The sequence below is a fragment of the Candidatus Defluviilinea gracilis genome (assembly GCF_057138825.1).
On the sequence record NZ_DBNHEF010000054.1, the window covers coordinates 1 to 20526 of the forward strand.

22 protein-coding genes are annotated in these 20526 nt (G+C 53.2%); 13 read left to right on the forward strand and 9 right to left on the reverse strand.

The annotated features are described in order from the left end of the window. Positions 1–163 precede the first annotated feature (163 nt). From AC16KF_RS08190 to AC16KF_RS08200, 3 genes are all read right to left on the reverse strand, one after another. Complete coding sequence (locus AC16KF_RS08190; protein WP_484036819.1) at positions 164–676, reverse strand: hypothetical protein; 513 nt, start codon at positions 674–676, stop codon at positions 164–166. 112 nt (positions 677–788) lie between these two features. Further along, the gene (locus AC16KF_RS08195; RefSeq protein WP_484036820.1) at positions 789–1520 is read right to left on the reverse strand and encodes a DUF4013 domain-containing protein; all 732 of its coding nucleotides are present in this window, start codon (positions 1518–1520) and stop codon (positions 789–791) included. Positions 1521–1678: 158 nt separating this feature from the next. Beyond that, complete coding sequence (locus tag AC16KF_RS08200; protein WP_484036821.1) at positions 1679–1954, reverse strand: magnetosome magnetite crystal formation protein family; 276 nt, start codon at positions 1952–1954, stop codon at positions 1679–1681. Positions 1955–2065: 111 nt separating this feature from the next. Here AC16KF_RS08200 and fmt point away from each other — a divergent pair, with 111 nt between their 5' ends. From fmt to AC16KF_RS08265, 13 genes are all read left to right on the forward strand, one after another. Next, the gene (gene fmt, locus AC16KF_RS08205) at positions 2066–2998 is read left to right on the forward strand and encodes a methionyl-tRNA formyltransferase (RefSeq protein ID WP_484036822.1); all 933 of its coding nucleotides are present in this window, start codon (positions 2066–2068) and stop codon (positions 2996–2998) included. A gap of 50 nt (positions 2999–3048) precedes the next feature. Further along, entirely contained in the window at positions 3049–3768 is a 720-nt protein-coding gene (locus AC16KF_RS08210; RefSeq protein WP_484036823.1) for an MIP/aquaporin family protein, read from the forward strand. 155 nt (positions 3769–3923) lie between these two features. Further along, a complete protein-coding gene (gene glpK, locus AC16KF_RS08215) occupies positions 3924–5501 on the forward strand; it encodes a glycerol kinase GlpK (RefSeq protein WP_484036824.1) in 1578 nt (525 codons plus the stop codon). A gap of 91 nt (positions 5502–5592) precedes the next feature. Further along, positions 5593–7284 (forward strand): glycerol-3-phosphate dehydrogenase/oxidase, encoded by a 1692-nt coding sequence (locus tag AC16KF_RS08220; RefSeq protein ID WP_484036825.1) that lies wholly within the window; start codon positions 5593–5595, stop codon positions 7282–7284. 28 nt (positions 7285–7312) lie between these two features. Beyond that, positions 7313–8227, forward strand: a complete 915-nt coding sequence (locus AC16KF_RS08225; protein ID WP_484036826.1) for a glycosyltransferase family 2 protein — start codon at positions 7313–7315, stop codon at positions 8225–8227. Then, the gene (locus AC16KF_RS08230; RefSeq protein WP_484036827.1) at positions 8224–8946 is read left to right on the forward strand and encodes a WbqC family protein; all 723 of its coding nucleotides are present in this window, start codon (positions 8224–8226) and stop codon (positions 8944–8946) included. The genes AC16KF_RS08225 and AC16KF_RS08230 overlap by 4 nt, the downstream gene beginning before the upstream one ends. 29 nt (positions 8947–8975) lie before the next feature. Continuing rightward, positions 8976–9605, forward strand: coding sequence for a class I SAM-dependent methyltransferase (locus AC16KF_RS08235; RefSeq protein WP_484036828.1), 630 nt, complete (start codon positions 8976–8978; stop codon positions 9603–9605). Positions 9606–9688: 83 nt separating this feature from the next. Continuing rightward, entirely contained in the window at positions 9689–10630 is a 942-nt protein-coding gene (locus AC16KF_RS08240; RefSeq protein ID WP_484036829.1) for a hypothetical protein, read from the forward strand. A 17-nt stretch (positions 10631–10647) separates the two neighbouring features. After that, a complete protein-coding gene (locus tag AC16KF_RS08245) occupies positions 10648–12675 on the forward strand; it encodes a hypothetical protein (protein ID WP_484036830.1) in 2028 nt (675 codons plus the stop codon). Between the two features lie 23 nt (positions 12676–12698). Then, positions 12699–13646 carry a glycosyltransferase family 2 protein gene (locus AC16KF_RS08250; protein ID WP_484036831.1) on the forward strand — a complete coding sequence of 316 codons (948 nt, stop codon included), beginning with the start codon at positions 12699–12701 and terminating at the stop codon, positions 13644–13646. A 1-nt stretch (position 13647) separates the two neighbouring features. Continuing rightward, positions 13648–14289, forward strand: a complete 642-nt coding sequence (locus tag AC16KF_RS08255; RefSeq protein WP_484036832.1) for a histidine phosphatase family protein — start codon at positions 13648–13650, stop codon at positions 14287–14289. 9 nt (positions 14290–14298) lie between these two features. Next, positions 14299–15426, forward strand: coding sequence for a ketopantoate reductase family protein (locus tag AC16KF_RS08260; RefSeq protein WP_484036833.1), 1128 nt, complete (start codon positions 14299–14301; stop codon positions 15424–15426). A gap of 40 nt (positions 15427–15466) precedes the next feature. Beyond that, positions 15467–17167, forward strand: a complete 1701-nt coding sequence (locus tag AC16KF_RS08265; protein ID WP_484036834.1) for a uridine kinase family protein — start codon at positions 15467–15469, stop codon at positions 17165–17167. A 34-nt stretch (positions 17168–17201) separates the two neighbouring features. On the opposite strand, the gene AC16KF_RS08270 is transcribed toward AC16KF_RS08265, so the two are convergent. The 6 genes from AC16KF_RS08270 to AC16KF_RS08295 form a co-directional block, all read right to left on the reverse strand. Further along, on the reverse strand, positions 17202–17813 hold the full coding sequence (locus AC16KF_RS08270) for a CbrC family protein (RefSeq protein ID WP_484036835.1): 612 nt from the start codon (positions 17811–17813) through the stop codon (positions 17202–17204). 181 nt (positions 17814–17994) lie between these two features. Continuing rightward, on the reverse strand, positions 17995–18333 hold the full coding sequence (locus AC16KF_RS08275) for a tRNA-binding protein (protein WP_484036836.1): 339 nt from the start codon (positions 18331–18333) through the stop codon (positions 17995–17997). A gap of 6 nt (positions 18334–18339) precedes the next feature. Beyond that, positions 18340–18711, reverse strand: coding sequence for a toxin-antitoxin system TumE family protein (locus AC16KF_RS08280; protein ID WP_484036837.1), 372 nt, complete (start codon positions 18709–18711; stop codon positions 18340–18342). Then, complete coding sequence (locus tag AC16KF_RS08285) at positions 18704–18994, reverse strand: hypothetical protein (protein WP_484036838.1); 291 nt, start codon at positions 18992–18994, stop codon at positions 18704–18706. The genes AC16KF_RS08280 and AC16KF_RS08285 overlap by 8 nt, the downstream gene beginning before the upstream one ends. Before the next feature lie 27 nt (positions 18995–19021). Beyond that, positions 19022–19156, reverse strand: coding sequence for a hypothetical protein (locus AC16KF_RS08290; protein WP_484036839.1), 135 nt, complete (start codon positions 19154–19156; stop codon positions 19022–19024). A gap of 200 nt (positions 19157–19356) precedes the next feature. Next, the gene (locus AC16KF_RS08295) at positions 19357–20517 is read right to left on the reverse strand and encodes an acyltransferase family protein (protein ID WP_484036840.1); all 1161 of its coding nucleotides are present in this window, start codon (positions 20515–20517) and stop codon (positions 19357–19359) included. Positions 20518–20526 lie beyond the last annotated feature (9 nt).

The window sequence follows — 20526 nt, forward strand, 5'->3', positions numbered from 1 at the left end:
TGACGACTTCAGTCGTCAGCAAGTAACGACTGAATTCGTCACTACTTTTGAGTCTCTTCCCTGTTGCCCGTTCAATTGTGATGTGATTTTACGGTTGTGGGGGATGAGAGTCAAGAGCAAAGTCCCCCGAGTTCTTGAAGAATTCGGGGGACTGGTTGCGAATCTACTTCTTTGCCATTTTTCGCGGCGTCCGTTTCGGTTTGGGCGTTTCGATTGGAGATTCCTCCGCGAGGGCGGCGGGGGATTCAACGACGGGTGGGGGCAACGCTTCCGCGGCCGGGGCAGGCGTCACGTCGGAGGGTGATGCGGGCGCGAGAGTCCCGGTATTGAGACGGGTGAAGTAGTCTTTGACCATCGCGTCGTTATAAAAGACCAGCGAGAGGATGCCGACCGCCATCGAGAAGGCGTTGCCCAGCAGAGCGCAGGCGACTTCAAAGACGGCGATGTTGGTGGATGGCTGGACGGCTTGCGGAGGATTACTGAAGAGTTTTGCGGCGTAGATTAGTTCGAATACGCCGAGGATCGTGGGCAGGATGGTGAGCGGCACGCAGATGGCGCCGATCAAGGTGCCGAGGGCAGTGCCCGATGCGGCAAATCCCCAGACGATGTTGACGATGCCGCTGGCGAGGGTGGTCCATGCGATGACGTGGACGAGGGTGGGTTTGGTAGTGTTCATAACGATCTCCTGATTTATTTTCTATGGTTTATACGAGAGTTCAGGAGATTGGTTGCGTGAGTCAAACATCCCGCAAGTTTCATAAACCTGCGGGATGTTTGTTGAGACAAAATTAGCCTTGAGTCATTGCTTGATTTTGCCCATACGCAATGTTGCCAAATTGACCAAACAAATGACCGTAGATGGCGGTGGTGTATACGATGATCCCAAAAGCGAGGATGAACGCGGCGACTTGACCAAGGCAGGGGATGAAATTCAGAACAAATTGCGCCGTGCTGACGATGAGACTCACGCCGATGCTCGCGCCGATGCTCACGCCCCATGCCGTGAGGAAGGGAGTTGAGTTTTTGCTGATGAGTTCAAACACCTCGCGGAATTTGAAGCATGAGGCGAGCGTCCCTTCGCGGGCGAAGATCACAAGAATGGCGGGGAAGATCACCGAAAGAGCCAGCGAGTAGACCACGAACACGCACAGGAGACAGAAAAACAACGCGGTTCCCAACCCGGCGACTGCTTCCGCAAGCCCTTGCATATCTGCGTTCCCGGAGAGGATGGCTGGCACGATCATAAAGCTCATCGGCAGGCAGAACACGATAATGATCGGCAGGGAGTATACAATAGTTGCCACGGTCAATAGCAAACCGTCGGTCAGTTTTTTGCCGAAGTCGTCCCACGTGGGCAGGGGTTCGGGCGAGTTGTTCATCACGTTACGGATGATGGCGACCATGTACCCCGTCCAGGCAAAGTTGACGATGGGAATGACAGTAACCAACGCGCCCAAGCCGAGTTTGCTGATCCATTGCTTGTCGTCGAATGCGTATGAAAATGATTTGCCGATGTTCATGTGTGTCTCCAATGTTTATATCGTCCCGCCGGTTTCTGGACACGCGCAATTCGCTGGTTTTCAGCCTGCGAGACGAGGTGAGTTTTGTAAAAAGTCTATCACAAAAATTAAACAAAAAGACCCACTGTTTCCAGTGAGTCTTTCGTCGTGAACGTTGTTTAGCTCTTGAACATGCCCGAAATGACGGGGATCTCAATCAACTGACCCTGATACGCTTGATAGCCGCAGTACAACTGGTAGAACCAGATGAGAATACCGACACAAAAGGTGGAAGTAACAACGGTGACGATACCGAGCACCAACGCCTGTGTGTTATGCGCCTTGATGAAAGGGCGATCCTTCTTGTCGGGCATCAGCAGGATAATGATGGGGACGAGAGGTGAAAAAACGTACGCCAACGCCGCCCAAAGTTTGTCATCGCTTGTAGTTTCCATTGCTTTATTCCTCCGAATAACTTGATTTTGAATTTCGGCAATTGTACAACCTTTACAGGCAAAGCGCAACTGGCTTTTCTTGCAAAAATGTTACTATGCTAAAATCGCCGCATGATAAAAATCGTCTTCATGGGGTCGCCCGAATTTGCATTGCCGAGCCTGCGCGCGCTGGCGGGCGCGTACAACGTGGTGGGCGTGGTCACACAACCCGACCGCGCCTCCGGGCGTGGGCGCGAGGTGAAGATGCCTCCCGTCAAAACGCTCGCGCTCGAGTTGGGACTCCCGATCATGCAACCCGAAAAGTTGCGCGCGCCCGAAGCGATGGATCAACTCCGCGCGTGGTCGCCCGAACTCATCGTCGTTGCCGCGTTCGGTCAAATTCTCAAACAAGATGTTCTTGACTTACCGCGCTACGGATGCCTCAACATCCACGCCTCGTTACTTCCGCGTTGGCGCGGCGCGGCTCCCATCAACGCCGCGATTTTGCATGGGGATGAAGAGTCGGGCGTGACCATCATGAAAATGGATGCGGGACTCGACACCGGCGCGATGCTGGCGAAACGCGCAATACGCCTCTCTTCCGACGGGACGGCTGGTTCAGTCACCGACGCGTTATCTCACCTTGGAGCCGACTTGCTCATCGAGACTCTTCCGCGCTGGATCGCCGGCGAAATTCAACCAGAGCCGCAAGACGATTCACTGTCAACGTACGCGCCGATGATGAAAAAGGATGATGGACGACTCGACTTCGCGCGCGATGTGAACGAACTTGAAAGACAAGTCCGCGCGTTGAACCCGTGGCCCGGCGCGTTCATGGAATTCGATGGGGCGATTTTAAAAATCCATCGCGCGCACGTACGCCAAACTTCCAGTTTGGCTGTTGAACTTGTGAAAAACGCCGAGGTAGGGCAGAGGCTGACGCAGGCGAACCAGCCCGCCGTCGGCGCGAGAGGCGGGGTTCTCATCCTGGATGAGGTACAGCCCGCTGGGAAAAAATCCATGAGCGGGAAGTCGTTTCTTGCGGGCGCGCGTCATTGGGCGTGACTCATCATCCCGCGAGGGGTTTTATCTTCAAATCAATCTGTGGAGGAAGCATGTTCAATGCAAAAGTGTTTGTGGCTGAATTGATCGGCACGTTTGCGCTGGTGTTCATCGGCGCGGGCGCGGCAATCTCTGGCTTTGGCGGTTTGGTGGGGGTGGCGCTGGCGCACGGATTTGTGATCGCAACGTTTGTGTACGCGTACGCTCATATCTCGGGCGCGCATTTCAACCCCGCGGTGACGTTCGGACTCGCGCTCAACGGCACGGTCCGGTGGGGCGAGGCGTTGTATTATTGGGCGGCGCAATTTCTTGGGGCGGCGATTGCGGCATTTTCGCTGAATCTGTTTGTGGGGAATATCGGCGTGAACGGCATTCAAGAAGGCGCCACGATCGGTTTGCTCACCAGCCCTTCGCCGTTCATTGCCATGGCGGTTGAAGCGGTGTTGACCTTCTTCCTCGTCAACATGGTGTTGCATGGCATGGTGGCGGGCAAGGCGGGTTCGTTTGCCGGTTTGGCGATCGGTCTTACCGTGACGTTTGCCATCCTCGCCGGCGGACCGATGAGCGGCGCCTCGCTCAACCCGGCGCGTTCGTTCGGTCCCGCGATCTTTTCCACCTCCATCGATCTGGAGAATCCCGATCTTGCGAATTGGATCTTTTATGTGGCGTACTTCGTTGGTCCGTTGCTGGGGTCGGCGGCGGCGGTGGGTGTGTTCAAGTTTTTGAATAGCGGCGGCGTGGAAGCCGTAAAGACGCCGCCAAAGAAGAAATGAAACAAAAGTTTCTTCGCCACAGAGATCACAGAGAAAAAAAAGAGATTTTCTCAAAGGTCTCTGTGGACTCTGTGGCGAAGCGAATTTCAATCTAGAAGAGAGTCCCCGATGTTTTCAGCGGAGACTTTTGTTTTACAATGGGGTAGAGGTTTCTCATGGCAAAATACGTCGCGGCGATTGACCAAGGGACGACCAGTACGCGTTTCATTGTTTTCGATCATGGCGGGAATGTGGTTTCTGTCGCCCAAAAAGAGCACAAACAAATTTTCCCGAAGCCCGGCTGGGTGGAGCATGATCCGCTGGAGATTTGGAGGAATACGCTTGAAGTGACGGAGCGCGGACTTAAGTCCGCACACCTTCAACCCGCTGACCTTGCCGCCATTGGAATCACAAACCAACGCGAGACAACTATCGTGTGGGACAAACACACCGGCAAGCCCGTCTACAACGCCATCGTCTGGCAAGACACGCGGACGGATGAGATCATCAAGAAATTGGCTCGCGCTGAGCGGAGGTCTGAGCGAAGCGATAGCGGAGACGAAGACCGAAGTCGAAGCGCGGGCGGACAGAATCGCTTTCGGAAGAAAACAGGTCTCCCGCTTGCCACGTATTTCTCGGGTCCAAAAATAAAATGGATTTTGGATAACGTGCAAGGCGCAAAGGCGAAAGCCAAACGAGGGGACTTGTTGTTTGGGACGATTGACTCGTGGTTGATCTGGAATCTCACAGGTGAGCACGTCACCGATGTGACAAATGCCTCGCGTACCTTGTTGATGAATCTCAAGACCTTGGATTGGGATGAGGAGATTCTCAAAGTAATGGGCATCCCGCGCGCGATGTTGCCGACGATCAAATCGTCGTCGGAAATTTATGGATATGTAAATGCTCGAGGCGGCGTCCTCGCCGCCGGGGACGGCGGCGAGAGCAATTTATTACACGGCATCCCTGTCTCTGGCGATCTCGGCGATCAACAAGCCGCATTGTTCGGTCAAACCTGTTTCAAAGCAGGCGAGGCGAAGAACACCTATGGCACAGGTTGTTTCATGCTGTTGAACACCGGCGAGAAACCCGTGCAGAGCAAAGCGGGATTGCTCACCACGTTGGGATACAAAATTGGAAACCGCAAAGCCGTCTACGCGCTCGAAGGTTCGATTGCGATCGCGGGCGCGTTGGTTCAGTGGCTGAGAGACAACCTAGGGTTGATTCAGTCGTCCCCGGAGGTGGAAGCGTTGGCGAAGTCCGTCGAGGATAACGGCGGAATCTATTTCGTCCCTGCGTTCAGCGGACTCTATGCCCCATATTGGAAATCCGACGCGCGCGGCGTGATCGTCGGGATGACGCGCTACGTCAACAAAGGTCACATTGCCCGTGCCGTGCTCGAAGCGACCGCCTATCAAACGCGCGAAGTACTCGATGCGATGGAAAAAGATTCGGGCGTGAAATTAACATCGCTAAAAGTGGACGGCGGTATGGTGTTCAACGAACTGCTCATGCAATTTCAATCGGATATTTTGAACGTGCCAGTGGTGCGACCCAAAGTAGCGGAGACCACGTCGCTCGGCGCGGCATACGCGGCGGGACTCGCCGTCGGCTTTTGGAAGGATTTCGACGAGCTCAAAAACAACTGGGGACGCGACAAACAATGGAATCCCTCAATGGACTCGAAAGGACGAAAGACGTTATACTCGGGTTGGAAGAAAGCGGTGACACGAACTTTTAACTGGATGGAATAATTTTTAACACGAAGGACACAAAGGTCACGAAGGATTCTTTGTGTTGAATTAAAAACTTTGTGTACTTCGTGTCCTTTGTGTTTAGAATCGAATGAACCGTTCCGAAACTCTCGCTGCCCTCAAAAAAAATCCAAACCCCTCCGTCCTCATCATCGGCGGAGGGATCAACGGTATTGGCGCCTTCCGCGACCTCGCCATCAACGGCGTGGATGTTTTGCTCGTCGAGCGCGGGGATTTTTGTTCGGGCGCGTCGTCTGCCTCTTCGCACATGGCGCACGGCGGGATTCGTTATCTTGAAAACGGGGAGTTCCGTCTCGTGCGCGAAGCCGTGCGCGAGCGCAACCTCATGTTGCAGAACGCGCCGCATATCGTCAAGCCCCTTCCCACTGCCATTCCCATTTTCAAACGATTCTCAGGTCTGCTCAATGCGCCGCTAAAATTTTTTGGCTGGCTCGATAAACCCAGCGAGCGCGGCTCGCTCGTTATCAAGATCGGTTTGATGTTCTACGATGCGTTCACCGGCAAACAGCACACGGTTCCCCGTCATCAATTTTTCTCGCGCAAGAAATCGCTTGCCAAATGGAATCAGATCAACCCAGAGATCGTCAACACGGCTGTGTATTATGACGGCGCGATCACCAACCCCGAACGGCTCGGCGTTGAAATGATCCTCGACGCCGAAGCAGAAAACGTAAACGCGCGCGCGCTCAATTACGTCAGCATGGTGGGCGGCGCGGAGAACACGATCATCCTGCGCGACGAGCTCACCGACGAAACCTACGACGTTCACCCGCAGCTTGTCATCAACGCGGCGGGCGCGTGGATCGACTCGACCAACAAAAAACTCGGCGTGTCCACGAACTTCATCGGCGGCGCGAAAGGTTCGCACATCGTTGTGGATCATCCCGAACTCCGCGCCGCGATCGGCGACCACGAATTTTTCTTCGAGAACGACGACGGTCGCATCGTGTTGATCTTTCCGCTGTTCGATAAAGTCCTCATCGGCACGTCCGACATCCCCATCGAGAATCCCGAAGAAGCGCGATGCACCGAAGACGAAGTGGATTATTTTTTGCGGATGACGAAACGCGTCTTCCCGGACCTCGACCTGACTCGCCAGCGCATCGTTTATCGCTACTCCGGTGTTCGTCCGCTCCCGCGCTCCACCGCGAAGACGGTCAGCCAAATCTCGCGCGACCACACAATTGAAGTTTTGAGCGGCGACTGGACCAACCTCACTTTCCCGGTCTTCTCCCTCGTCGGCGGCAAGTGGACATCTTTCCGCGCGTTCGGCGAACAAGCGGCGGATAAAGCCCTCGCGTATCTCGGTCTCACGCGCAAACGCGACACGCGCTCCATGCCCATCGGCGGCGGGCGCGGTTATGAACGCGATGTTCTGGAACCGAATCGGCAAATGGGAAGTCTCTTCGCATGGACGGGCGTTTCGCAAGAACGGCTGAAAATCTTGTTCGAGCGTTACGGCACGCGCGCCGAAACTATCGCCACCTACATCAACAGCGGCACCGACTCCACCCTCAAGTCACTGCCCGATTATTCCTTCCGCGAAATTGCGTATCTCGTCCAGCACGAAAAGATCATTCACCTCGATGATTTCCTGCTGAGGCGATCCATGCTTGCCATGCTGGGACGGTTAACGCGCGAGATGATCCTCGAACTCACGCATACGCTGGGCGACATCCTCGGCTGGGACGGCGAGCAGAAAAAAGCCGAAGCGGCGCGCGCCCTGTCCATTTTGGCGGACAGGCACGAGGTCCGGTTATGAAGCGCGCAGGTGGTAGAATCTCGTCCCGATGAATATTTCCATTGTCGTCCCCGTCTATCGCGGCGAAGCGTTGATCGAGTCGCTTGTCGAACGATTGGCGAAATCCCTGCCCGCGTTTTCAAAAAAATATGAAGTGTTGCTCGTGAACGATGGCAGTCCCGACAATAGCTGGGATGTGATCCAAAAACTCGCGCGTAAATACAAGTGGGTGAGGGGCATCCGCCTGATGCGAAATTATGGACAGCATAACGCCACCCTCTGCGGAGTTCGCGCCGCTCAATATGAAATTACGATCACGATGGATCAGGACTTGCAGCATCCGCCCGAAGAGATTCCCATTTTGTTGAAACAACTCGAAAACGGATTCGACGTGGTCTACGGCGCGCCGAAAAAACTGCCGCAGGGATTCTTGCGCAACGCGATGACCGAGAACATCAAACGAATTCTTGCGCGGGTGATGGGCGTCCCGTCTGTGAAAAACATATCCGCCTTCCGCGCCTTTCGCACCGAGTTGCGCAACGCCTTCACGAACTTTCAAAGCCCCACGTTGATCATCGATGTGTTGCTCTCATGGGGCACGTCGCGCTTTACATCGGTTTCCGTTGAGATCGAAAAACCCGAAGAACGTTCGAACTACAGGTTTTCCGCGCTGGTGAAAGCCGCGTTGTTGATTCTCACCGGCTACAGCACTGCGCCCCTGCGCCTGGCAAGTTGGATCGGATTCTTGATGACCGTGTTTGGGCTGGGCGTGTTCATGTATGTGGTCGTCATTTCATTTATGGAGGGCGGCATCCCGGGCTTCCCGTTTCTTGCCTCCATCATTGCGTTATTCAGCGGCGCCCAATTATTCGCGCTGGGAATCTTCGGCGAATATCTGGCGCGCATGTTCGACCGTAGTATGGATCGTCCCACGTACATCATTCACGAGACGGTAGGGAAATGAACGTCGTCATTTTGCAACCTTCCTATATCCCTTGGCGCGGTTACTTCGATCAGGTCCACCGCGCAGACCTGTTCATCTTTTACGATGATATTCAATACGACAAACACGGCTGGCGTAACCGCAACCTGATCAAAACGCACCAGGGAAAACAATGGCTGACGATCCCAGTCAATTCAAAAGGCGTTACCCAGGGCGTGCCGATCAAGGACGTGCGCATCGACTGGTCCAAGCCCTGGGCGAAGAGTCATCTCAAAACGTTGACGATTTCCTATTCCAAATCGCCTTACTTCAAGGGCTATCTGTCCCTGCTCGACGAACTCTATCAACGCCGCGACGAGTTCCTCGCCGATTTCACCATCGAGTCCTCGATCCGCCTCGCGCGCGAGTTGGGATTCACTTCCACGAGATTCATGCGCTCCTCCGAGTTATCGAACGTCGAGGGACAAAAAACCGACCGCGTGATCAACGTGTTGAAACAAGTCGGCGCGACGCATTACATTTGCGGTCCCTCGGCGAGTTCCTACATGGAGCCTGAAAAATTCGAGGCGGCGGGCATCACGTTTGAATACATGGACTACGCCTACCCTGAATACTCGCAGATGTATCCTCCGTACGACCCGTATGTTTCCATTCTAGATTTGCTGTTCATGACGGGAAAACAAGCGGGCGAATATTTTGAAACTGGAAAGGAACGCGAATTCCGTCCAAATTTCATTTGACGGAATCTTCGCCACACTTCAACATGAGCATGGATGAAACCCAGAAAAAACTCGGCGAATACTTTGTTGAAAAACTCGAAGAATTCGGCGCGACGCCCAAAGGTGTGGATTACAACGGACTCGAATCGCAGGCGTTGCGCTTCGAGCAACTCGTGAAGGTCATTGACGCCTCGCAGCCATTTTCCGTCATCGATTACGGAAGCGGCTATGGCGGAATGTTTGATTTCTTACACGGTAAAGGTTGGCAGTTCGAATATTACGGCATTGACCTACTCGAGAAAATGGTTGTGGCTGGGCGTGAATCTCACAAGGATTTTCCCAACGCTCATTTCACCACGAACGAGAGCGAAGTTCCCATGGTCGATTATCTGCTGGCGGGTGCGATCTTCAATATCAAATTGGAAGAATCGTACGACGATTGGCAGAAATTCGCCTGCGCAACGCTCCAACGCATGAACGCGCTTTGCTCGAAGGGCTTTGCCTTCAACATGCTCACCAAATATTCCGATGCCGAGCGCATGGCGCAGAGACCCGACCTCTTTTACGGCGACCCAATATTTTTCTTCGATTTCTGCAAACGCAATTTTTCGCGTAACGTGGCATTGCTTCACGATTATGGATTGTACGATTTCACGCTCCTCGTCCGCAAGAATGTGTAATCAAGAATGTGTGCGCTAGAGAGCGCCATCACACAGGATACTATTTGTGTAGCGGACGTTCTCTAGCGTCCGCTTTTAGTAAAATGAAAACCATCCTCGCCCCGCGCGCTTCTGCGATCCTCTATAATTTGCTGGCGAGCCAAAAACAGGCAAAGCCGTGGCTGTTGCCCGCGAACATTTGTCCCATCGTGCCGATCACGTTTATGAAGGCGAAGATTCCATTTGAGTTTGCGGATATTTCGCCAGAGTCCTTGCACATGGATTTGGATCAGGCAGAAGCGCGAATGAAGACGCACGAGTTTGGTGGTTTGCTGTACGCGCATACCTACGGGGACGAGTCCACGCCTGATGATTTTTTTGCGCGGGCGAAATCGTTGAATCCCGAATTGTTGATCGTGGATGACCGCTGTCTGTGCATTCCAAAGTTTGAATCGGAATCCTCGGCTGACGTTGTTTTGTTTAGCACGGGCTACGCCAAGATCGTCGAACTTGAATTTGGCGGATATGCGTTTATGAAGGATGATGGGAAGTGCGAATCCACGCAATTGAAATACGCTCCTGCGCATCACGAGGAACTTGAAAGGGACTATAAAGCTGCCGTTCAGAATCTGACGCGATTTGAATATGACGATAGCGATTGGTTGCAGACAGAAGGAGAATTGCCCGTCTGGGAGGACTATCGTCGTATGGTCGCGGTCGGGTTGGAATTGTCCCTGCTACAAAAAAGAAGATTGAATGCGGTGTATTCAGCCCGTCTGCCAATCGAGATACAATTACAGCAACAATATCAAACGTGGCGGTTCAACATCCGCGTGAAGAATAAGAAAAGAATGATGGATGAGATCTTTGCAAACAGGCTGTTCGCCAGTTCGCATTACGCGTCGCTGGCGGGAATTATGTCCACTGGGCGCGCGCCGGTGGCGGAGGCATTGGCGGGGGAGGTGATCAATCTGTTCAATGACCATCACTTTGACTATGATCGAGCAGAGAGATTGACCAGCCTGATTTTGAAATTTCTGGCTTGATCGAGGAGAATATATTAATGAAGTTCCCGAAGGTTTCCCCCCGCCTGGAAGGCTGGCTTTCAGCCGCTCTTGTGATGACTGTCACCTTGCTAACATATGCTCCGCTTGTGCCTTCGCTCGGCTTCTACCGTGACGATTGGTACCTGATCTGGACGGCACAGGCGCGCGGGGCGCAGGGAATCATGAGCCTATTTCAAGGAGACCGTCCGTTTATTGGGTGGCTCTACGCGCTGGATTACAACCTGCTGGGCAACGCCCCGTTGAACTGGCATGTGTACGCGCTGATCATCAAAGCGTTGAGCGCGCTGGCTTTCCTCTGGCTATTGCGGGTGGTTTGGAAGGAACGGAAGATCGAGACCACCCTGATCGCGTTGTTGTTTGTGGTGTATCCGGGCTTTTATCAACAGCCAAACGCGGCCACCTTCAAGAATTTGTTGCTGGCGTACGGCGCGGCGATGGCGTCGTTGGCGTGCACAGTTCTGGCGCTGAAGGTCGTTCCCTTCTTCCGAAAAACGACGCTCATTGTTGCTTCGATCCTGCTAGCCGCCCTCAGCATTTTCATCTACGAAGCATTGATCGGCATCGAAGCCGTGCGTCTTATTTTGATCTGGTACGCGCTGAAACGTGATGGAAAGTTAACCATCCGTGAGTCGCTTCGCAAAACGATCGTTGCCTCTATTCCCTACCTGACATTTGCCGCCGTATTCTTATTCTGGCGCTTGTTCCTGTTCGAAAGCACGCGTCGCGCCACGAATGTAGACGTGGTGCTGAGTAACTTTGGCCCGCTTTCGTTGACCAGCGTGCTTCACATTGCCGTGGAAATGATTCTCGATTTAGTCGAGACCAGCCTGCTTGCATGGGGCGTCCCTTTTTATCAGTTTTCCACGAGCGTGGGGGATGCGCGCATCACCGCGATGGCGATTGGGCTGGCGTTGATCGTGTTATCGCTCGCAGGCGCGTATCTCTTTCTCATGCGAGGGCAGGCTTCCCCGTTGGGTGAAGCGAGTGAGGATCCGCAAGCAAGCCGAGACTGGCTGTGGCTTGGCGCGGCGATCATCTTCGTCACCACATTGCCGATCATCCTCGCGGGGCGGAACGTGATCTTCGATATCCAATGGGATCGTTATACCTATCAATCCGTGGCGGGCGTGGCGTTGTTCATGGGCGGGATTGTTTTTTATGGATTGAAGGGACGGTTGCGCTGGGCGGCGCTATGCCTGCTGTTGATGAGCGGCGTCCTCACCCAGTTATTCTCGGCAAATTATTATCGTAGATTTTGGCGGGTGGAAAGCGATGCCATGTGGCAACTGGCATGGCGCGCGCCACAGATCGAAGATGGCACAACGGTCGTGCTGGTCTTGCCGGGCAATTACGCGCTCGCGGAGGAATACGAAGTCTGGGGTCCGATCAACCTTGTGTATCACCCGCGCCAGGAATTGAAAATCGCGGGGCAGGTGATGTACGATGAACTATGGCTTGAGGCGGTTCTCGGCGCGCAGGAGGAACGGCTCGTGCGCGGAACGGTAACCGTGAAGCGCGATTACACCAAACTCTTGCTGGTGACACAGCCTTCGGCATTTTCGTGCCTGCATGTGATCGATGGCGCGCGCGCGGAACTCACCGCACAGGAACGGCTGGACGTACAACGCCTCGCTTCCTTTTCGGACGTGAACTTGATCGACCCCTCCGGAGCGCAGGCTGTCCCTCCGGGCGAAATTTTTGGGAGTGAGCCCTCCCACGATTGGTGTTATTACTATCAACAAATGGACCTTGCCCGCCAACGCAAAGATTGGGAGAGCGCGGCAACATTTGCCGATGAAGCGATTGCGCTTGGCTATCAACCTTATGAAGTGTCGGAATGGTTGCCCGCCCTTGAAGCCTACATCCATGTTGGCGATCAGAAGATGGCAAAGCGCATCGCGCTCCTCATCCGCGTGGATAAAAAGACCTATCAAAGCATCTGCCAAAACCTAAAACCACTCGTCGGAACTCCTGCCGAATACGACCGCGAACTGCTGGCAGAATCTCTGTGCAAGCATGATTGATTTCATGGGGTAGAATCATCCCGATGCCTACGAAAAAACGCAGATTCAAAGTCGACCTCGTCATCCCGGTCTACAACGAAGCGGGGGTGATCGAGAAAATCCACGCGCGGATTTGCGGCGTGGTGGACGCGCTTCCGCACGACTTTCGCTTCCTCTACGTGGACGACGGCTCAGACGACGGGACGGCCGAGTCGCTCCAGTCGTTGAAGCAGGCTGACCGGCGCGTGACCGTGTTCACGTTGAGTCGCAACTTCGGTCACCAGGCGGCGCTCACCGCCGGACTCGATCGCTCGAGTGGCGATATCGTCATCAGTATGGACGGCGATGGCCAGCATCCGCCGGAGTTGATCGCTGAAATGATTGAGTTGATCGGGCATGGTTACGACATTGTGCAGGGGCAACGCGCCGCGGAAACACAGCCCACGGTTTTCAAAAAATGGACATCGGATGCCTTCTACCGCTTCATCAACACCATCAGCGGCACGCACATGATTGCCGGCGCGGCGGACTTCCGCGCAATGACGCGCCAGGCGGTAGACGCGCTCAAAGCCATGCCCGAGTTTCACCGTTTTCTGCGCGGCATGATCACGTGGATGGGATACAAGAGCGTCATTCTGCCGTATCGCCAGCCGCCGCGTGTGGCAGGGCATTCGAAATATTCGTTGGGAAAAATGTTTCGGCTCGCATCCGACGCGATCTTTTCTTTTTCGTTGATCCCGTTATATATTGGGTTGAGTTCGGGGTTGGTGTTCTTTGCGTTGGCGGCTGTGCAGTTGAGTTGGGTGGTTTGGCTGTCGGTCACAAAGAACACCGAGCAGGTGATTGCCCCAGGTTGGAGTTCGCTGATGGCGGTCCTGCTCATCGCCAGCGGAATCATCATGATCTTGTTAGGCTTTATTGGCGTTTATGTCGGGTATATTTTTCAGGAAGTGAAACGCAGACCCGTCTATTTATTGAAGAAAGAGGAGTAACTTGAGTTCAACCCCAAAACCGGTCTATCAATTTGTATTCTTGCGTCACGGCGAATCGACCGGCAACGCCGAGTCGCGTTGGCAGGGGCAGTCTGATTACCCGCTCACCGAACGCGGGCGCGCGCAGGCGTTCGCATTGGCGAATCGCTGGAAGGTGGAAGGCGCAAAGTTCGACCTCGCCATTTCGAGCACGTTACAGCGGGCAAAGGAAACCGCTGAGATCGTGACCTCCGTGTTGGACGTCAAACTCGAACTCGACGAGATCTGGCTCGAACGCGATATTGGCGAGATGGAAGGGTTAACCTCTGCCGAAGTCCAATTACGACCGAAGCCATCCTACGTGACGCCGTACGATTCGATCGGCGGCGACGGCGAAGGCGATTGGGCATTGTTCCTGCGCGCGGGGCAGGCATTGCATGGCTTGTTACAGCGGCCTGCGGGAAGTTATCTCATCGTGTCGCACGGTGGACTGTTGAATCAACTTATGCACGCCATCGTCGGCGTGGCGCATCATGCCGACCCTTCGGGCGTGCGCTTCCGCTTCGAGAACACAGCCTTCGCGCGCGTGATCTATCAACCTCATTTGCATCGCTGGGCGATCGACGCGCTCAACGATCGCGCCCACGCGCAGACTTTGAAATAGGAAACTTTCGTGGCGACACCCGATACCGCGATCCACATCAACGCGCGCATGAAAGTCCTTGTCTTTGGCGCGGGCGCCATCGGCGCTTACGTCGGCGGGAGCCTCGCGCTCGCGGGCAGTCAACTTGTGTTTCTCGAACGCGGCGCGAAAGTGGATGAACTCCGCGCGCGCGGTTTGAGGCTCGATCTCACTCTCGATGAAAGAAGAAAGACGAAAGATGCTTTTCGGCTGGACTCCTCGTCTGTTGTCTTCGTCTCTTCGATGGAAGATGCGCTTCGTTACGGACCCTTCGACCTGATCCTGTTTGCGTTGAAATCGTACGACACCCCAGCCGCTCTCGAAACCCTCAAGCCTTACGCGGATAAAATGCCGCCGGTGCTGTGTCTCTCCAACGGCATTTCAAACGAACAATTGATCGCGGAAGTTGTCGGCAAAGATAAAGTCATCCCCGGCACGGTGACCACCGCCGTCGGCAAACGCGGACCGGGCGATATTGTCCTTGAAAAATTGCGCGGCATCGGCATTGCCAAGGGACATCCTCTTGTGCCGGGTCTGCTGGTCGCGTTCGATAATGCCCTGCTCAACCCGCGCTTGTTCGCTGACGCGGCTTCGATGAAATGGTCGAAGCTGTTGACGAACCTGATCGCCAACCCCACCTCCGCCATCCTCGATATGACCGCCGCCGAGATCCTTGCGAATAGAAAATTATATAAATTGGAAGTGGCAATGCTGAGCGAATGCCTCGCGGTGATGCAGGCGCAAGGCATTGCAGTGATTGACCTGCCTGGCACGCCCGTCCGCGCGTTGGCGTTTGCGACGAAATTGCCGTTGTGGTTATCCAAGCCGTTCCTCAGCCGGGCGGCTGGCGCGGGGCGTGGAAACAAAATGCCGTCCTTTCACATTGACTTGCGCTCGGGTCGCGGCAAAAGCGAAGTGGATTATCTGCACGGCGAGGTCGTCCGCGCGGGCGCACAATTCAACGCGCCGACGCCTGTGAATAAAATGTTGACAGAAACATTGCTCGCATTGGTCCGCAAAGAAATTCCGTTGGATGAGTTTGAAAAGAAGCCTGAGAAATTATGGTTGAAAGTTGAAAGCGCTGTCCTGAGCCTGCCGAAGGGTCAAAGGTCGAGTTGAGGTTTGACTTTCGACCTTTGACTGTAATGAAAGAAGAAAGATGAAAGAATTCAATCTTGTCTCTCCTAGACCTGAAGTCGAAATCCACCTCCCGGATGGGCGCGTGATCGCCGGTCCGCGCGGGAGCAACGTGGGAGATTTTCTGTCGGTGGTCGAACACGATTCACAGCTCGTTGGGGCGGTGGTCAACGGCAATCTGCGTGAATTAAGCTTCCCCGTCGGAATGGATTCGCGCGTCAGCCCGGTTACCATGTCTACGCCCGACGGGACGCGCATCTACCGGCGCTCCCTCACGTTTTTGCTGGAGATGGTGTTCGCGGATATGTATCCGCTGGCGACGTTGTTCATCGACCATTCGGTCGCCACAGGCGGATTTTACTGCGAAGTGAAGGGGCGCGATCCGCTGTCTGTTTCTGAATTGGGCGTGTTGAAGGTCTTGATGCAAAAGTTTGTCAAAGACGACCTGCCGTTTTTGCGAAAAGAAGTCCCGTTGAAAGAGGCGATGGATTATTTTCTGGCGCGCGGCGAGGAAGATAAAGTGCAATTGCTGAAATATCGCAAGAAAGCATATCTTACGCTCTATAGCCTCAACGAACGCATGGACTATCATCACGGCTATATGGTTCCGTCTACGGGATATTTGCGCTGGTTCGATCTCGTTCCCGCCGGCGATGGCTTTACCTTGCTGTATCCGAGTCGGCATAATCCTAATGAACTTTCGCCGACCTCCGAATACCCGAAATTACTGGCGACCTTTTTGCAATACGGCGGCTGGCTCGAAAAACTCGGCATCTCGAACGTTGGCGCGTTGAACCACGCGATCGAAGCGGGTCATGGCGATGAGATCGTGATGGTTTCGGAGGCGTTCCATGAACAGCGGCTTTCGCAAATTGCGGGTCAGGTTGCCGAACGGATCGACCGCGCGCATGTGATTCTGGTTTCGGGTCCCTCGTCCGCGGGCAAGACGACATTCTCGCGGCGGCTTACCGTGCAATTGCTGGCTCTCGGCATTTCGCCGTTCCCGCTCGAACTCGATAATTATTTTCTGTCGCGCGATCAAACCCCGCTCGGCGAAGACGGCAAGCCAGACTTTGAAGCCCTCGAAGCGCTCGACCTCGCGTTGCTTGCCGATCATTTGCAAAAATTAATTCATGGAGATGAAGTTCAACTTCCGCGTTATAACTTCAAGACCGGTCAACGCGAGGCAGGGGAGGTTATCCGACTCGCGCGCGGACAGCCGATCATCCTCGAGGGGATTCACGGACTCGACCCGCGACTCATCCCGGCGAGCCTCAGCGGCGAGGCGTTCCGCATCTACATCTCGGCTCTGACGCAATTGAACCTGGATCGCCATAACCGGGTCTCTACCACCGACACGCGCCTGCTGAGACGCACCGTGCGCGACGCGCGCGAACGCGGCTACACGGCAACGCAGACCATCTCGCGCTGGGAGTCGGTGCGGCGCGGCGAAGCGAAATATATCTTCCCCAATCAAGAAAATGCCGATGTGATGTTCAACTCCGCGCTGGTCTATGAAATGGCGGCGATCAAGTCTCTTGCCGAGCCGTTGCTCAGGCAGGTGCAATTCGGCACACCCGAATACATCGAAGCCAAACGCCTGCTTGCGTTCCTCGAATGGTTTGTGCCGCTCGATTTGAATCTCGTCCCTGAGACTTCGATCATGCGCGAGTTCCTCGGCGGTTCGATTCTGAAGGATTTTACGGTGTGGAAGAATAAGTAACGGTTAGCTCGTTTTGATTTTATAGATGTGTGAATTAATCGCAATCCCATAAAGCCAGATACTCTTGACAATTCAAACATTGAAAGAGATAGACACCGATTGAATAGGAAACTGATTTATCATCGGGTGAATCGGGTCGGATATTATCAAACCACTGCCAGAATTCTTCATCATCGCTAGAGAATCTTTCGTCTCTCGGATGGAAAAGCAAGTGCGTTCTGCCCTTAGGGGCAATTTCCAATATATCGGGTTTTCCTGCCTCTTTAATAAAACAACAATAATCGGCACAATGTATGGGCCAATGAAAATCTTGCCATGTTATTACAGTCGGTGTGCGATGGATTAATTCATCATCTTTAGCCTGCGCTAAGCGTTCAACTTCTAGAATACTTAAGTTTGGTTGTTTCTCTCGAATCTGTATTTTTAGTTCATGCAAATTGCCTGAATTAGTAAATACTTGTTTCTCAGCCAACTTGCCGTTAATAAGGCATGTTTCACAGACGAATTCGATGTCAATGTCTCCGTAAAATACGCCGCCTTGGTAACCAGAGGATAGATTGCCGCAAAGATCACACGTCCGCAACTCCTTTGAGTAGCAGGAAAAATCGTGGGGACTATGATGGTAGCGAAACAAGAAATCACTCATTGAAATTGCCTCAACTTTTCAATGCCTTAATGATGTAAAGTGACGGGCTAACTAGTGTTTATACCGTTAGTCTCATATAACTGCCTAAAAACAGACGTTTCCACCTAAACGCCTAATTCAATTAGGACATTAGGCGGTCATAGATTAATGATTGACGAGATTATAACCCCGCTCCCAACCCTCACAACAACTTACTCCCCAACGGCACGGACTTGTCAGGCACGCACAAAGCGACTTCGCCGTTTTCGTTGTGGAAGCCTGTCACCAAACATTCCGACATAAACGGACCAATTTGTTTCTTGGGGAAGTTCACCACCGCAACAACTAATTTCCCAACCAGTTCTTCTGGCTTGTACAAATGCGTGATCTGCGCGCTCGATTTCTTGATTCCAAGTCCCGCGCCAAAATCCACTTCAAGGATGTAGGCGGGCTTCCGCGCTTGGGGGAAAGGCTTGGCAGAGATCACCCGTCCCACGCGCAGTTCGACTTTGGCGAATTCGTCCCAGGTTATTGTTTCCATAAATTTCTATTTCACTGCAATAAGATTTTCAATCTCACGAAGCACGGATTCGAAATCAGGCAAACCTGCTTCAACAACGATTTCATCGGCTGTATGCTTATGGTGAGGCGCGGAAGAGAGATCGGGATAATGTGGGGAATTGTCGTAGCGGAAAATCATCGTTGCATCCCCTTGCTGATAGTGGTAGGAGTATGCAATTTTTACTGGGTTGCCCTGTCCTACAAACAATTCCCGAAAATGTAATCGGGAATTGTCAATGAAGTAAATGTCGCCGCGAATGAACCAGGCATCTTTGCGGTCGTCGAACGAGAGGAGCGGCTCATGCACGAAAGGAGATGCAGCAAGTAGAGTCTGCAACCTCTCGAAATACTCATTCAACTTGCGCCTCGCGCATAGATTGAAGTTGATTCTCAAGGTGGTGCATGGCTTCTACTTCCATCCACCAGTCGAGGAGGTCTACTGTTTCTTCGATTTCGCGCGCTTTGAACTTCCGCTCGAACTCCTCCGTGGTCATGTCGTAGCGTTTTTCGAAAGCTTCCAATGCGGCGCGTGTCCGCTCGACGGAATGTTCGAGCAGTTTCGCTTCGCGATCCATTGCCGCGCGAACTAAAGGTTTGAGCGCGTCTGCATTTTCAGTACGGATAACAATTTCTTGTAACATGCGGCTATCCTTTCTGCATGTTCGATATTATAAGCCAAATTCCTGTGGCAATAATTTCCCGTGACTCACCATCACCCTCGGCGTGGAGTGTTCGCGCAGAGCCTCCAGCACATTCGGCTGATTCAACACGACCAGATTCGCATTCCCTCCGACTTTCAACATTCATCGCCCTCGCCGCATTGACGGTTGTTGCTATTAAGAGAGTGTTTCTTAAGTCTGAATCGCGCGTACGAAAAGAGCATTCACCACAGAGAACACGGAGTCCACAGAGGATTCTAAAAGGTTTTCTCGGTGATCTCAGTGTTCTCCGTGGTAAAAAGCCTTTAAGAAACAGTCTCTAAGGCAGACACGCAGATCTGCCCCTACGTGTTCACATCTCCGCTTTTGATGCTGGTGTAACTGGATTTGAAATTCAGGAAATACGACTCATAATATTTATACGACACGCCTGCGAGGAGAACCGTCAACGCGAGGGTGAGGGGGTAGAGAAAGGCGTCCGAAGGCGCGCCCAGCCAGCCCGTCGTATGAAGCGCGAGGACGATGGCGATGGGATGGTACATGTAGAGTCCGTACGATATTTTGCCAAGATAGCGAATCGGTTTTTGTTCCAAAGAAATAAAAATGTTTTTGTTCGCGGCGAAATTCAAAATGAGGATGCCGAACCAGACCGAATAAAATTCCTTGTAGAGATAGGGGAAGGGAAGATCGTTGACCGTGATATGCGGAAAATACACGCCGCGATACAACATGATGGACGTGAAGACAAGCGCGAAATAAAACAAATAGTTGTTGAGAAAAATTTTCAGCGCGCGATGATTCGAGTGAAGCAGGAGCGCGAAGAATCCGCCGATCGCCATGCTGGGGATGTTGAATGATTGCCAGAAGGCGTTGATCTCGTATTTGTAGACGAGAAAATTCGTGCGGTCTGAATACAAGGCGCGGGCGAAGAGTAAATATCCGAACACGATGAGGAGCATCAACGCGATCCTGTAGCGCTTGATGAATTTCAGCAGGGGAGCCCAAAGGAGATAAAACTGTTCCTCCGTGCCGATGGACCAAGCCAGTGACGCATACGGCACCACGCCGAGAACGGCTGGGACAAGGTTGGGTAGAAAAAATATGTACAACAATAATTTCAGAGGCAGGTTTTCGTAGATCGTCGCGCGGTCATACCCAGGGAGGACGAAAAGGGGCAGGTTGGGGAGGACTGCAAACGCGAGGGCAACGATCAGAAAATAGAGAGGCCAGATGCGCAAAATTCTTCGCAAATAAAAATTTTTTATAGCGATTGTCTGCGTTCTGTTTTCCTCTTCGAGTAAGAGATACGTGATGAGGAATCCGCTCAGCACGAAGAAGAGGATGACGCCGAGTTCGCCGATGATCTGAATGAACGTCGAGGAGAAATTATTCGGCAATCCATAAATGTCTTTGATCTGCTCGATGTGATGCACAATGACGAGCAGCGCGGCGATAAATCGCAAGCCGTTGAGGTTGGGGAAGTAAATTCGGTCTTTGGTTAGCAAGGCGGTTAT

Bases quoted from the DNA above. Each gene is read 5' to 3' on its own strand.
- AC16KF_RS08265 (WP_484036834.1), top strand. From the start codon at position 15,467: ATGAAAGAATTCAATCTTGTCTCTCCTAGACCTGAAGTCGAAATCCAC.
- glpK (WP_484036824.1), top strand. From the start codon at position 3,924: ATGGCAAAATACGTCGCGGCGATTGACCAAGGGACGACCAGTACGCGT.
- AC16KF_RS08275 (WP_484036836.1), bottom strand. From the start codon at position 18,333: ATGGAAACAATAACCTGGGACGAATTCGCCAAAGTCGAACTGCGCGTG.
- fmt (WP_484036822.1), top strand. From the start codon at position 2,066: ATGATAAAAATCGTCTTCATGGGGTCGCCCGAATTTGCATTGCCGAGC.
- AC16KF_RS08250 (WP_484036831.1), top strand. From the start codon at position 12,699: ATGCCTACGAAAAAACGCAGATTCAAAGTCGACCTCGTCATCCCGGTC.
- AC16KF_RS08200 (WP_484036821.1), bottom strand. From the start codon at position 1,954: ATGGAAACTACAAGCGATGACAAACTTTGGGCGGCGTTGGCGTACGTT.
- AC16KF_RS08240 (WP_484036829.1), top strand. From the start codon at position 9,689: ATGAAAACCATCCTCGCCCCGCGCGCTTCTGCGATCCTCTATAATTTG.
- AC16KF_RS08270 (WP_484036835.1), bottom strand. From the start codon at position 17,813: ATGAGTGATTTCTTGTTTCGCTACCATCATAGTCCCCACGATTTTTCC.
- AC16KF_RS08210 (WP_484036823.1), top strand. From the start codon at position 3,049: ATGTTCAATGCAAAAGTGTTTGTGGCTGAATTGATCGGCACGTTTGCG.
- AC16KF_RS08195 (WP_484036820.1), bottom strand. From the start codon at position 1,520: ATGAACATCGGCAAATCATTTTCATACGCATTCGACGACAAGCAATGG.
- AC16KF_RS08220 (WP_484036825.1), top strand. From the start codon at position 5,593: ATGAACCGTTCCGAAACTCTCGCTGCCCTCAAAAAAAATCCAAACCCC.
- AC16KF_RS08225 (WP_484036826.1), top strand. From the start codon at position 7,313: ATGAATATTTCCATTGTCGTCCCCGTCTATCGCGGCGAAGCGTTGATC.
- AC16KF_RS08235 (WP_484036828.1), top strand. From the start codon at position 8,976: ATGGATGAAACCCAGAAAAAACTCGGCGAATACTTTGTTGAAAAACTC.
- AC16KF_RS08285 (WP_484036838.1), bottom strand. From the start codon at position 18,994: ATGTTACAAGAAATTGTTATCCGTACTGAAAATGCAGACGCGCTCAAA.
- AC16KF_RS08290 (WP_484036839.1), bottom strand. From the start codon at position 19,156: ATGTTGAAAGTCGGAGGGAATGCGAATCTGGTCGTGTTGAATCAGCCG.
- AC16KF_RS08230 (WP_484036827.1), top strand. From the start codon at position 8,224: ATGAACGTCGTCATTTTGCAACCTTCCTATATCCCTTGGCGCGGTTAC.
- AC16KF_RS08190 (WP_484036819.1), bottom strand. From the start codon at position 676: ATGAACACTACCAAACCCACCCTCGTCCACGTCATCGCATGGACCACC.
- AC16KF_RS08245 (WP_484036830.1), top strand. From the start codon at position 10,648: ATGAAGTTCCCGAAGGTTTCCCCCCGCCTGGAAGGCTGGCTTTCAGCC.